Annotated in this window: 10 protein-coding genes; 1 reads left to right on the plus strand and 9 read right to left on the minus strand. The window is 56.8% G+C overall.

Translation table 11 applies throughout. From position 1 onward, the window contains the following. Positions 1 to 6: 6 nt before the first annotated feature. From H581_RS0125225 to H581_RS0125255, 6 genes are all read right to left on the minus strand, one after another. Positions 7 to 888 (minus strand): carbohydrate ABC transporter permease, encoded by an 882-nt coding sequence (locus H581_RS0125225; RefSeq protein ID WP_028612417.1) that lies wholly within the window; start codon positions 886 to 888, stop codon positions 7 to 9. Between the two features lie 15 nt (positions 889 to 903). Next, positions 904 to 1,866, minus strand: a complete 963-nt coding sequence (locus H581_RS0125230) for an ABC transporter permease (protein WP_028612418.1) — start codon at positions 1,864 to 1,866, stop codon at positions 904 to 906. Between the two features lie 196 nt (positions 1,867 to 2,062). Next, a complete protein-coding gene (locus H581_RS36700; RefSeq protein WP_051251367.1) occupies positions 2,063 to 4,996 on the minus strand; it encodes an Ig-like domain-containing protein in 2,934 nt (977 codons plus the stop codon). An 85-nt stretch (positions 4,997 to 5,081) separates the two neighbouring features. After that, positions 5,082 to 6,938, minus strand: a complete 1,857-nt coding sequence (locus H581_RS35360; RefSeq protein WP_028612419.1) for a right-handed parallel beta-helix repeat-containing protein — start codon at positions 6,936 to 6,938, stop codon at positions 5,082 to 5,084. A 79-nt stretch (positions 6,939 to 7,017) separates the two neighbouring features. Then, the gene (locus H581_RS0125250) at positions 7,018 to 8,130 is read right to left on the minus strand and encodes a SurA N-terminal domain-containing protein (protein WP_028612420.1); all 1,113 of its coding nucleotides are present in this window, start codon (positions 8,128 to 8,130) and stop codon (positions 7,018 to 7,020) included. A gap of 206 nt (positions 8,131 to 8,336) precedes the next feature. Continuing rightward, positions 8,337 to 9,377, minus strand: coding sequence for a LacI family DNA-binding transcriptional regulator (locus H581_RS0125255; protein ID WP_028612421.1), 1,041 nt, complete (start codon positions 9,375 to 9,377; stop codon positions 8,337 to 8,339). 122 nt (positions 9,378 to 9,499) lie between these two features. Here H581_RS0125255 and H581_RS0125260 point away from each other — a divergent pair, with 122 nt between their 5' ends. Beyond that, positions 9,500 to 10,750, plus strand: a complete 1,251-nt coding sequence (locus tag H581_RS0125260) for an FAD-dependent oxidoreductase (protein ID WP_028612422.1) — start codon at positions 9,500 to 9,502, stop codon at positions 10,748 to 10,750. A gap of 197 nt (positions 10,751 to 10,947) precedes the next feature. Here the strand turns inward: H581_RS0125260 and H581_RS0125265 are convergent, their stop codons facing one another. The 3 genes from H581_RS0125265 to H581_RS0125275 are packed head-to-tail and all read right to left on the minus strand — an operon-like array spanning position 10,948 to position 14,017. Continuing rightward, entirely contained in the window at positions 10,948 to 12,246 is a 1,299-nt protein-coding gene (locus H581_RS0125265) for a CehA/McbA family metallohydrolase (RefSeq protein ID WP_028612423.1), read from the minus strand. Between the two features lie 23 nt (positions 12,247 to 12,269). Continuing rightward, on the minus strand, positions 12,270 to 13,136 hold the full coding sequence (locus tag H581_RS0125270) for a carbohydrate ABC transporter permease (protein ID WP_028612424.1): 867 nt from the start codon (positions 13,134 to 13,136) through the stop codon (positions 12,270 to 12,272). A gap of 8 nt (positions 13,137 to 13,144) precedes the next feature. Beyond that, positions 13,145 to 14,017, minus strand: coding sequence for an ABC transporter permease subunit (locus tag H581_RS0125275; RefSeq protein WP_028612425.1), 873 nt, complete (start codon positions 14,015 to 14,017; stop codon positions 13,145 to 13,147). Positions 14,018 to 14,019: the final 2 nt, after the last annotated feature.

A 14,019-nucleotide genomic window follows, 5' to 3' on the forward strand; every position in this document is an offset into this window, starting at 1 on the left:
CATTCATTATCCTTTCACCGAGCCTAGCATAATGCCCTTGACGAAATATTTTTGCAAAAACGGATAAACGATCAAAATCGGGACGGTGCTGGCGATCAGCGCCGCCGCCTTCAACGATTCGAGCGCCAGCAGCGTACTGTCCATGTTCACGGAATTGCTGGCGTTCCGGTTGATGTCCGAATTGTTGAACATGATCAGCTCCCGCAAATACACCTGAAGCGGAAACAGCTTCCGGTCGGTGACGTACAGCACCGTATCGAAGAAGGCGTTCCAATGACTGACCGCGTGGAACAACGTGATGGTCGCAATCGCCGGCATCGAGAGCGGCACCACGATGCGGAACAAGATGCCGAGATTGGAGCCGCCGTCCATCTTGGCGGATTCCTCGAGCTCCGCCGGCACGCTCTGGAAGAAATTTTTCATAATGATGACGTTGAACGCGCTGACCGCGCCCGGAATAATGTACGCCCAGAACGTGTCGAGCAGCCCCGTCTCTTTCACGATCAGGAAGGTGGGAATCATGCCGCCGCCGAACATCATCGTGAAGACGATCAGAAACATGATCGCCGAGCGTCCCTTGATATATACTTTGGACAACGGGTAGGCCAGTAAACAAGTAAGCAGGACATTCACGAAAGTACCGACAGACGTTCGCAGGACGCTGACCGAAAATGCATTCAGGAACGCTTGCTCGCGAAAAATTCTGGCGTACGCCTCTACCGTAAACTCGACCGGCCACAAGCCGACCTTCCCCGAGGTGATCGCATGATGGCTGCTGAACGACTGGGCGAGCACGTGCACGAACGGCGCAAGCGCCAGCAGGGCGAACAGCCCCAGCAGCGTGTAATTGAAGGCGGACGCGGCGCGTTCTCCTTTGGACAATCTCATCGTTTTCGCCTCCGGTTACCAGATTCCTTCTTGGCCGAGCTTCTTCGCTCCGTGATTCGCAAGCGTGACGAGCATGAGCCCGATCACCGCCTTGAACAAACCGACCGCCGTCGTAAAGCTGAACTGCGCCTGTTGAATGCCGACTCGGTACACGTACGTCTCGATCACGTCCGCCACGTCGTAGACGAGCGGATTGTACAGGACGAAAATTTGTTCGAAGCCGACGTCCAGCACATGTCCGAGACGGAGCAGGAGCAGAATGACGATGACGCCCATCATCGAAGGCAGCGTAATGTGGAGGATCTGCTTCCACTTGTTCGCGCCGTCCACGATCGCCGCTTCGTAGATTTGCGGATCGATGCCGGCGATCGCCGCCAGGTAGATGATCGCTCCCCAGCCGACCTCTTTCCAGATGTCGCTCGCGACGATGACGGTGCGGAACCACTCCGGGCTCGCTAGGAAGAAAATCGGTTCGAAGCCGAGCGATGTCAGAATCGCGTTCACGATGCCCGACGACGGGGAAAGTACATTGATCAGAATGCCCCCGATAATGATCCACGATAGAAAATGGGGCAAATAGACCAGCGTCTGAATCGAACGCTTATACATCATGTGCCGCACTTCGTTCAGCATGATCGCGAGAATGATCGGACCGGGAAATCCCCAAACGAGCTTGTAAATACTGATCAGCAGCGTATTGAGGAAAATATTGTAAAAATCGTCGTCCGTAAACATCTCTTTGAAATGCGCCAATCCAACCCATTCGCTGCCCCGGATGCCGGCAAATACGCTGAAATCCTGGAAGGCGATCACGACGCCCCACATCGGCAAATACTTGTAGACGGCGAAGAATAAAATCCCCGGCAGCATAATCAAATATAAATCCCAGTAGGAGCGGATCGTCCGAAAACGTCTTGCCTTCGGCTTAGCGATCAACCCGGCCTCGCGCTGTAACTCGGCGGCATCAACCGTAGCCATTTTTCATCCCCCCTTGCATCTAAGTTAACTCTTGCTTGTTCCGGATACTCTCATTGTAAAGCGCGGGCGCATTCTCCGTTAGAGGACTGCGATGACCTTTTGCGGTAATTTCATGACTAGTGGAGGAGCGTTCGAACCGTCAAGTGAAAAAAAGGGGGCCTTGCAGCTACGCGCCGCCTAAGGACGCCCCCGAGTGTCATGCGCCGATCGCGACGCGAATCGAATCCAAAGCCTCCAGAATTACGTCCGCAAACCGGTCTTCGATAGGCTTGCCTCTCTGCGCGCGAACTGACTGCTCCATCGAACGAATGCTATTGGCCAACTTGGCCTCGTTTCCGGCATCTCTTTGAATGTTGTTCACATGCGCCGTCAAGCTGTTGACGATTTCGTCGTTGCCGACCCATCCCTGTTCCACGCCGAATGCGATCAAATCGTCCAACCGCTCGATATCGATCGATATGCTCAGGACGAACGACTGCTCCGCCCGATGCCCGGCCCGGTCGACGGCCGTGACCAGCAGCGGATATTCGCCTGCGCTCTTAGTCAGTGAATCGATGGCGATCGGGTTCGGCGCCGCTTGCCCGTCGAACACGATATCCAGAGCATGCACCCCGCTCACCTTGTCGTCAGCGGCAAACTCCAGCACGATCGGTTCGGTCAGCGAGAACATCAGTCGTTCCGGCACCGCGATGACCGGCGGCTCCGTATCGATCGCAACTCTTCGCTCGCCGACGATGCCCGAACCGTCGTTCGCCGCGGCGACGACCTTCACGATCCCGTCCCTATGGGCGCTCAACAAGCCGTTCGCGTCGACGGAGGCGATATCGGTCGGCTTCCCGTCCTCTCCGACGACGGACCAGGTCACCGATCGATTCGTAGCGTTCTCCGGTTGTACGGAGGAGATCATCTGCGCGGAGCTTTCTACTACATAGGGGGACGATTCGTCCTCTTGGGCGACAGCGACCGAGCTGACCGGCACGAAGGCGGGCTCGGTCGCCGGCGCCTGCTCCCACACCTCGATTTCGAACAAGCGGGCGATGTTGTCGTTCTTGCTGCCTTTGGTGATATATAATCTCAACTTATCGGTCGTCACAGCGGGGAACGCCAAGTCGTTATACATCCCGTAATAGTAATCTTGGGCATTGCCGGTAACGGCAGCCGCGACTTGCCAACCGCTGCCGTCCCAATATTGAATTTGGAAATCCGCGATTTGGGAACCCAGCCAGCTCAGGAAGCCGCTCCACAGCTTGACTCGGTCGATCGTGTACGCACGATCCCATTCCAGAAGCAGCCAGTGCGGTCCGGCAGCGGCGGAATCGGTAATCCACCGGCTCGCGTTTTGATTCATAACGCCGTCCACGGCTTTGTCCTTCGTATAGGCGCCGTTGGTCGAGCTTGCCGTAAGCGCCGCGAGCGGAGCGAGATTTTGCGTCTCCGGCGCGGGCAGCGGCATGATCGTCACGACGAGCTCTCCGACGATGCCGGAGCCGTCGTTCGCCGCAGCGGCCGCCTTCACCGTTCCGGCCCCATGCGCGGATAGCAAGCCGGCGGCGTCGATCGACGCCTTATCGGTCGCTTGGCCGTTCTCGTCCGAGACAGACCAAGTGACCGATTTCTCAGTAGCGTTCACCGGTTCCACGGCGGCGGTCATTTGCAGCGTCCCGCCGACCGTGACGGAGGATGCGCCGTTCGCGCCGGCGACCGCGATCGCGCTAACCGGAACGACCGCAACCTCCGACTCGACGCCCCATACTTCGATCTCGAACAGACGCGCGATTTGATCGTAGGCGCTGCCTTTCGTAATATGCATTCTCAGCTTGTTCGTCGTGACGGCGGGGAACGTCAGCGCGTTATACTGTCCCGTTCGGCCGTCCTGCGTATTGCCGGTGACGGTCGCCGCCGTCTGCCAGCCGCTTCCGTCCCAATACTGAATGGTGAAGTCCGCGATTTGCCTTCCCGTTAAACTTCTGAAACCGCTCCATACATTCACTTCGTCGATCTCGTAATGGCGGTCCCACTCCAGCTCGAACCAATGAGGCGCGGAAAGCGTCGTATCGGTAATCCATCGGCTTGCATCCTGATTCGTTACGCCGTCGACCGCTTTCGCCGGAGGGAAGCTGCCGTTTTCGTGGCTGGAGCTTGCCGACACAGCGGCGAGCGGAGCGATATTTTCCGCCCCTGGCGGCAATACTTGAATGACGGTCTGGTCCGTGCGGCTCCCGTCGGCCGTCGTCACGGTCACGACCGCCGTTCCGAGACCGGTTGCAGTTACGGTTCCGTTCGGATTCGCTTGCGCGACCGCGGGGTTGTCCGAGCTCCACGTCACCGTCTTATTGACGGCGTCGGACGGGGCAACCGTTGCCGACAGGACCGCGGTTTCGCCGACGGACATGTTCAATTCGGCCGGATCCAGCGTCACTCCCGAGACAGGCGCCGGTGCCGGCGCATTCGCTTTGATGATATGGAAGTAATCGAAATCCGCGACGAGCCCCGTTCCCGCACACACGATCAAACCGATTTTCGGATCCGTCAGATCGGCCGTCTGCGTTGTCCACAGCTGCGTAAATGCGGCGCCGTCCGCCGAATAATATCCGCTGTAGGTATTGCCTTGCTTTACGATGCGCAAGTACGACACCGTCGAGTCGATCGTATCGGGCACTTCCACATGTTCGCGGACTCCCTCGATCTGCTTGGAGAACTGGAACTGATTTCCGCTTCCGTAGAGACGCGTCAACCGGAAATACGTCTGATCGCTCTGATAGACGATTAAACCGCCCTGAGACCACTGAGAAGTCGGCTTGCCGGCCATCCTCGTTTCGATCGTCCAATCCCCTTCCGGAGCGCCGGTCAGCAAGATGTTTTTCGCGGTAGCCTGACCGTTCACAATATCGCCGCTTTGGCTGACGATGCTCATATAGCCGGGCTTCCCGCTTAACGACCAATTCGCGCGGCTTTCCCGAATCCAGTTCCACTGCGGGTTCAGCGTCGCGCCGTTGAATTCGTCGGTCGAGCCTTCCGTGAACACCGGGTCCGGCGGCACGATCGCAGCCGCGGGAGCCGGAACTTCCCCGTATTCGATCAGCCGCAGATCGTCGAAAAATACTTCTCCCGTCCCGCCGTTCTTATACATGTATATCGTTGCGCTCGTATTTCCGCTTCCCGTTTGGAAGACGACCTCGTTCCAGGCGAATGCTGCGGCGTTCTGATGAGCGTCTTTATAGCCGCCGCCTTCCTTGTAGTTTTTTAACTCCCAATACGGCAGAACCGCTGTTTACTCCTTTACCGTAGCCGGATAAGCGGTACATCGTATTCGGCTTCAATCCGGTCACTGTCTGCTCGATGCCGGACGCCGCGTTCGTCAACCGGGCCGAGTACGTGCCTGTACGCGCATCGGTATTGACGACGGCCGCTCCGTTGTAATGGTATCCCCAGCCGTCGAAGCTTCCGGCTTCGAACCCGGCGTTCGTCAGCAGGTTCGCTTCCTCCGGCGAAGGCGGCAGCGGCGGCAAGTTCGCCGGATCGAGCCCCGGTCCCTCGTACGCCCCGATGTTCGGAGCAGCATTCGCCGGAACCGGATGGCCCCAGAAGTCCAGTCCGCCATGATTCGGAACGATTCGTCCGGCGCCGATCGCCGGCGAGCCTTGCAGCAGCTGGTAGCCGGTCACCGTGTCCCTTCCGATCGTCGCCGATCCCGGGGACGCCAGCATCGGATCCGACGTGACTTTATTGGCATCCATCGCCAATACGTCCGCAGGATGGTTGCCGAAAAACAAGTTGCTGTCGAAAACATTATTCGTGCTCTGGCCGAACGTATAGCCGCCCGACCCATGGTTTACGAAAATATTGTTGTAGAAGTACGTATCTTTCGCATAGCCGCCCCAGGTGCCGCTGCCGATGATTCTTGGATTGAGGTGCTCCGAAACATAAATCGTGTTGTTATGGATCAACGTGTTTTCAATCGGCCCGGCCAACGTAAAGATCGTACCTCTGTCGTCCTGACTGATGTTATAGCGGATGATCGTATCGCGATTGATGTTGGCCGGATCCGTACCGTTATTGATCGTCAAGACAAATCCGCCCGCGTTATTATGGCTGTAATTGTATTGAATGATCGTTCCCGTGCTTTTGTAGTCCGAATCGTATGCCATGGCGTCGCCGCCGGGGTACGTGTTGAACACCTCGTTGTATTGGATCAACGAGTCGTTCGAAGAGAACGTCCATAGGGGAACGTGATAGTTCCCCGACCTCTTATGCGTATCGAAGACGACATTGTGTTCGATCACGCCGTTCGTCGTATTCAGCAGGATCGCCCCGTCCGCGGCGACATCGTAAATGATATTGTTTTGAATTTTGTTGCCGACGGAAACCCGGGTGGCCCCGTTCAAATATACGCCGACGCTGTCCAGCGAATAAATTTTGTTGTTCTTGATAATGACGTCCTCGACGGAGTAATTAAAGTTCGGGCCCCATACGATGATGCCGCCGCTGGTAAAGCTGCCTGGCTGTCCTTTCACGCTGTGAATGTCCAGGTTTTCCAGTACGAAATGTCTGTACATTCTCAGGTTGTTCCAATCGGGTCCGCTGTCGCCGGACAGATGAATCCCCCGGCGCACGCCGGGCTCTTCCGCGTAGTTCGTAATTTCCAAATTACGGACTTCCCAGTACTCTTGATTGAAGAAATAAACCGCAGCGTCGACGCCGCCTCCGGCGATCAGCGGTTTCGGCCCGTCGCCGTACTTGTCGATCTGAATCGGCTGGCCGTCGCTGCCAGACCCTTGCGGATGCAGCATCCCCGACCAGGAACCTCCCGCTTTAAATAAGATGGCGTCCCCGGGTTGAAACACGGTGGCGTTCACCTTGCTTAGCGTCTGCCATGCGGTTTCGGGAGTCGTTCCCGCGTTCGCATCGTTGCCTCCCAAGTCGTCCACGTAATACACCGTTCCCGTTGCCGAGATCGCCGGCGTTTCCGCCGCATGGACGGGTGCGGCCGGCCCGGCCGGCACCATCGCTACCGCCATAACGACAAGAGCCAGAAGCCAAGCCGCCATTCTTACCGTTCTTGTTCTCTTCATTTGAATTCCTCCTTCTTTTTCTTTTGCTGCTTATCTAAAAAACGGTCGCCTTGACGCGGATCGGCAACCGTCTTTAAGATCAACGTTCGCCGATCTTTACGTTGTTGTAGTTGTCTTCGACAAGCTTCACATCGGCGTCCCGAATCAGCTGATCCGCATATTCCTCAAACTTGGCGTCTATGTAGTGGCTGCGGACGTTTGCTTTCTGCTCTTCGAAGCTTCTGTAACCGTTCGGCTCTCTCTCGATCAAGCGGGCCAGGACGTACCGGCCAGCCGCACGGTCGTCGATTACCGGACTGACACGGCCGCTTTCAGTAAGCTCCGCCAGCGCGTCGTAGAGCACGGGCTGCGACTTCGACACCATCCGCGCCGTTTCGTTCGTCAACCGTTCTTCGGTCCATTGAACGTCGGACGCCATGTCGGCATCTTGCAAGCCTTGGACGGCTTCGTTCGCCGATTCCCCTTGCTCAAGCCGAAGTTTCGCAGCATCCATCAGCACCTTCGCGGCTTCCTTCTTCCCGCTGTCAACCCGAACCCCGTCCTCCAGGTAGGAGGCAGTGATCATATCGTATCGAACGTCGTCCTCCAGCCGGAACAATCCATCCTTAATGGACTCGTAATGCTGCAGCAACTGTTCTTCCGTTGCGGCCAGCTCCTTGCCGGACAGTTTGGCTTTCAGCTCGATTAACACTTTGCCGATATAAAAATCCATGAACGTGTTTTCGTCGAACCGGACGGGTCCGTACACCGGGCGGCCGGCTTGCAAGGCCGCGCTTCTGCGTGCGTTTTCCTCCTCCATCTCCGACAGCAGGTCGTCGTAGGAAGTCCCACGGACGATCCCGTGCGACTTGACAAGCTGCAATTGAATCTTGAGCTTTACGGCTTGCTTAAGCGCCCGCTCCTTCGCCAGTTCCGCAGGCACCTCCCCGCCGAAGTCGGTATCCCAAAACTGTCGGTCGATGTCGGCGCCGTGCGTTCGTTTGAAATAGTCGATTACGGCAGCCCGCTGCAAGCCGAGCAACCGGTTGAACTGTGCAGCGGTGACCGGGTCGCCGTTCACTTCAGCGATAGGCGCCGATTCGGACGCAGACCCCGTCGAGGAAAACAGCAACACCGCGACGGCGATTCCGACCGTCACCGCCGCAGCGGACGCGACTCCGATCAGCGCTTTCGCCGATGTGAAGATATTCATCACCATGACCTCCTCGTACGTTCAGCCTCTGTTCCGCCTCTCCACCTTGAGGAACAGGTTCCAATATAATGTAACCGCTTTCGACGTTCCCCGTTAGGGGAGAACGATGACCTGTTTCGGTAGTTTCATGACAAGTCGTCCGGGCGAAACAAAAAGAGCCGCCCCCGCCGATCGCAAGACGGCGGGAACAGCTCCCCGATTCCGTATTATGTTTCGATGCCGCGAATCGTGCGCCCTTCCAGGAACGCTCCCTTCAACCGAACGTGCTCGTACGGCAGCGTCGGGTTCGCGATTCTGCGCGCCATAAGCTCGGCCGCGCGTTCTCCCGCCTCCCGGACGTACAGTGCCGGCCGCGACATGTCGGCAAAATACGGCAGCGCCTCATGCTCCATGCCGACGAAGGACAGATCGCCCGGAATGTCCAGACCGAGCGAACCGGCGGCAGCGAACACCCATTCCGCCACGCCCGGAATCGCGCACAGCACAGCGGTGAATCGGCCGGAACGCAGCTCGAACTGCAGCTTCTCCATCCAGTTGGCGCGGTCGGCCGCGTGACCCGTCACATGCTCGTCGGGATCGGGTTCCTCCAACCCGTACCGCTTCGCCGCGGCAGCGAACGCCTTCCATCGCAGCCGAAAGCCGCGAAGCGGTTCGATCTCGCCGACGTACAACACGTGGCGATGACCGCGCTCGTGCAACGCTTCCATCGATCGGTGAACCGCGTATTCCACATCCCAGACGATGCTGTCCACTTCGGCCAGGTCCGGCGGATAGTTGAGCAGCACCTTGGGCAAGGGCAGGCGCAGCAAGGCGGCTTCCAGACGCTCGGGCAGCGCCGCCGTCAAAAACAATCCGTCCATGTAACCGATTCCGTTCTTCGTCTGCCATTCCTCGAGCTGACCGATATCGGACAGACGGCTTGGCAGCAGAACCGGAACGACCGTATGCCCCAACTCGTTCAACCGTATTTGGACGCCCTCCAGCTGCTGCCGATGGAACGGCATATCGCCGCTGAGCAGCATCGCGAACCGGCGCGGCCTTGCATGCACCCACGGGATCCGTTCCGCGGACATGCCCGCTTCCTGTTCCTTCGTCCGATACCCGAGCTCCCGCGCCCGATCGACAACCGCCTTACGCGTCGCCTCCGACATACCCGGCAAACCCCGCAGCGCCTTCGACACCGTATGCACCGCCAAGTTCATTTCGTCGGCGATCGTTCGCAGCGTCACCTGCTTCTTTCGCGGCATGACCGTCCCTCCTTCTTGCTTCGTTTTTTTAATGTAACAAAAATGAAGCTTTTTTGTAACTCTCATTTTTAATACGATGAAGCTGAATCGAAATCGCACCAGACGAAAGGAGATTTTCAAACTTGACTAACCGTGAAATTTCACTGCAACGAAACGTACCGGTATATGAGACCGCGGAGGTCGTCGTCATCGGCGGCGGACCGGCCGGAACCGCAGCGGCGATTTCGGCCGCGCGCTGCGGACGAAAGACGATTCTACTGGAGCACTCCGGGCAATTGGGAGGAATGGGCACGCTGGGGAACGTGAGCGTCTTTATGGGTATCGGCAACGTGACGGGCATCTATCGGGAGTTCATCTCGGAATTTTTGCCGGCGGCGCTGCCGAGCTCGCATCATGAATCGATCTGGCCTCAATATTCCCCTTTCGAGCTTCGCCATTATTTGAATCAGAAGCTTGAGAAGGAAGGCGTCGAGGTATATTACCACACCAGCTTCGTCGCTGCGATCAAGGACGGCGACAAGATGACCGGCGTCGTCGCCAATACGCGGGAAGGACTTCAAGCGTTCGAAGGGAGCGTCTTTATCGATTGCACGGGGGATGCGAGAGTGGCGGCCGAAGCGGGCGTTCCGCTCCGTTCCGGGCGTGACGGGGACGGATTGACCCAGCCGATGACGCTCATGTTCATGATGCAGGACACGGGCAAGCCGGCACGCCAATGTTTGCCGGACGACTGCTACCGGTACGAGAAAGTCGAGGATCTTCCGCAAGGCCGTCATCTGTATTGGGGCGGGATGGGCGACGGCACGCTGCTCGTCAATATGACGCGGGTCCGGGGCAACGGGGCCAAGATCAAGGACATCAATTATGCAGAAAAGGAAGCGCTGCGGCAAGTGTTTTCCGTCGCCGACTATATACAGCGCAACGGGCACGAGAACTACATCTTGTCCCATGTACCGGGTCAGGTCGGCGTGCGCGAGACGAACCAGATCGTCGGCTTGTATACGCTGACGGAGGACGACTTGACGAGCGGACGGCGCTTCGACGACGTCGTCGCCCAGACGAATTACGAGATCGATATTCATAACCCTACAGGCGGGCGAAACACGGACGAACGCAAGCTGAGCGGCTACGACATCCCGTACCGCTGCATGGTGCCGGTTAACGTCGAAGGGCTGATCGTCGCCGGACGGTGCATTTCCGCCACGCACGTCGCCATGTCGTCGATGCGCGTGCAAGCGACCTGCTACGCCCTTGGCCAAGCGGCGGGCAACGCCGCCTCGATCGCCGTCGAGACGGGCGCTTCGCTCTCCGCCGTACCGTTCGGAGCGCTGCACGAGCGGCTCGCCGAACAGGGCGTTCGGTTTCAGAAATAATCGCCGATCACAACGGAAGCGTGTGCGACACCGCCCGATCAGGCGTGTCGCATTCGCTTCCGTTGCGTCGTCCGTCCATAGAAAAAGCCTTGAAAGAGTGACGGACACTCGATCAAGGCTTTATGCTGCCGGATTTTTATTTGGACACATCGTTCGACTCATAGCTTATAACGGAAATGGACTTTCCAAGCCTTCTCTCACATCGAAGCGTTAAAATAAATCGGATTCGTCAATGCCGCCATCAGCATGCGGTCAGCCTGTTCGAAGTAGCGCCATATCTCCGTCCGTATAAAGAGCCGATCCTCGCCGCTAATGGTCAACCGCAGCTCGCCGTCCGACACAGCCGAAATTTCCTGTTCCATGCCGCGCTCGCTGTAGAAGCGAATGACGTCGCCGGCAAGCAAACCTTCCAGTTGAACGGCAACCTCGCGGCTGGATTGCCCGGAAGGCACCGTGTCTCCAATGCCGTAATCGCCGCAGCTCATCTGGGCAAACGGGCCGTCCGGCGCATAGGTAATGACGACATGGCCCCGTTCGACGCCGCCGAGCACCCCTTGCACGGTTTTCTCTTCCGCCCAAACCCAGACGCACGGCATCGCATGCTTCACGTAACGATCGGGTCGATGCACATCGCTGCCGCCTACCGCTACGACATGGTTACCGGCCGCCAATTGCTCCTGCCACCATGCCAATGCTCGGCCGTTCCGGTCCGTCCACGGACCGTTCCAGATCTCAACCCCGTCGTAGTCCAATCCGAAATCCCACTCCCATGGACAGTAGTCGCAGTGGGGATGATTAAGCACAATCTTGGCTCCTCGCTCGCGAGCGACCCGAAATATCTCCCGCACATCGGACAAGTCCGTTACGCGGAAATCATCCATCGGGTCGATCGCGCCGAGAAAATTGCTGTGGCCGAAATTAGTCGTAAACTCCGTTCCCGGGATCATCAATATCGAAGTCTCCCGCGGATAAGCCACATTCTGACTAATGGTATTGTGGTCGGTCATCGCAATGAAGTCGCATCCCAGGCTTTCCATAATGGCGGCATTTTCCTGAAGCGAATAGGTGCCGTCGCTGTGGATGCTGTGCGTGTGAAGATCTCCCTTCAGCCAGCGTGGCGTCTTATGCGCATAATCGATTTCAACCTTGACCGTGCAGCCTTCCTCAGGCACTTTGTAGGCGTTATGAAGCACCGCCCATTCTCCCGGGGCCAGCGGCCCCGGCAAATACCCGGGCGTTGCCTTGATCAGGCCGATGCGGAATTCCTTCCTCGCCCCTCCGCTCCACCCTCTTACCCTCGCGGCGTCCCGAATGCCCAGATCGATAACCGCCTTGGAGTCCTCCACGCCATGCGGTTCCACCTCATAGCGGACATAAACTTCCTCGACATGCTCCGGCATCGTAAACGGGATTTCGATATACGCGCTTTGCTCCGATCGCTCGATCAAGCGTTTGAAAACGGCGGAAGACCGCCGCTGCGCTTGCTGCTCTGCCATGCCAATCTCCTCCTATCCATTCGTCACTCTTTGTTTGCGCCAAGAAAGATTCCTTTGACAAAATGCTTCTGCACATACGGATAGATGATCATGAGCGGCAGGAGCGCGATGACGATGCCCGCCATCCTGACGTTAGTCGTGATCATAAAATTGCTCGAGGTCGCATCCGTGTCGACAATGAGCGATTTCAACGCAATCTGCAGCGTATACTTGGAAGAGTCGTTTATATAAAGGACTGCCGGCGTGAACTGGTTCCATCGGCTGACGAACTCGAATAGCGTAACCGTCGCCAGTCCCGCTTTCGCAAGCGGCATGTACATCGTTAGAAAGATACGTAAATCGCCTGCACCGTCGATCCGTGCCGACTCCGCCATTTCATACGGGACGCTCAAGAAGAAATTTCGCATCAGCAGCACGCTGAAGCCCGATACGAAGCCCGACAAAATAAGGGCGGACAGCGTATTGAGCAGTCCCAGATCCTTGTTCACGACATACATCGGAATCATGATGGCTTCGCCGGGAATCATCATCGTCACCAAAATAGCGGAGACCATCCACTTTTTCCCCGGAAGCCCCTGCTGAATGAGGACGTAGCCGGCCATCGAGCTGAGAAGCACGTGGCCAATCGTACCGACGAGGGTTACGATTACGTTGTTCGTAAAGGGCAGATAAAGCTGCATGCGGTTCCATACCGTGGAGAAGCCTTCCGTGCTGAATTCCTTAGGCCATAGGACAATCTCCGGCTGCATGGAAGCAAGATTGGATGAGAACGCAAGGGCAAGCGTATTTAAAAACGGGATGATCATCGTCAGAACGAGAAGAAGCAGGATCAGCATATTGATCGTATCGAAGATCCGGCTCTGCCAGCTTGTTCGATTAAAGGATTTCATAGATCTACTCACCCTTCGTCATAGCGGATAACCGCCCTTGTAATATACGTAATGATTAATGTGGCCAATATAACGAGAAATCCCGCAGCTGTAGCGGGCCCTACGCTGAACTCCAATATCCCTTTCTGATAGGTGTACATCATGATCACATCCACCTTATCCGCAATGGCGCCGTTTCGCATGACGAATATCTGGTCGAACATGCGAAGGATGCCTAATACGTTCAGCATGACGACCACCTTCATGGTGGACACGAGCTGCGGGACCGTCACATCCCGGACCAGCTGCCAGCGATTGGCTCCGTCTATGCGAGCGGCCTCATAGAGCGACGGGTTTATGCCTACGATCGCAGCCAAATATAGAATGCAAGTAAAGCCCATCTCTTTCCAGCCGGAGGTAACAATCATAACGATGCGGGCATAGCGGTCGGACGACAGGAAGCTGACCGGCTCCGCTCCGAGCAACTGGATAATCTGGTTAATGATGCCTGTGTCGGGAGACAGCATGAGAATCCACATACCGCCTACGATCACCCATGAGAATAAATGGGGCAAATAAACGATCATTTGCGTAATCTTCTTGAACCAGGACGATGCCACTTCATTCAAGGAAAGCGCGAGAAGAAGCGGTAAAATAAAATTGATAACGAAGATGCCTACGCCAATCACGATGGTATTGCGGAATACATCCCAAAAAAACGGATCCTTTAATATACTTGCATAGTTCTCGATGCCGACGAACGGCCGGTCGCCGATCAGACGGTATTTTTGGAAGCTGATGACCAATCCGCGGGCGAGCGGATAGAACGAAAAAAGAATAAAATAAGCTAGAACAGGCACCATCATCAGGTATAGCGTCTTGAATTTGAAAACGGCTCTCACAG

The organism is Paenibacillus harenae DSM 16969, from assembly GCF_000422465.1.
Taxonomy (GTDB): domain Bacteria; phylum Bacillota; class Bacilli; order Paenibacillales; family Paenibacillaceae; genus Pristimantibacillus; species Pristimantibacillus harenae.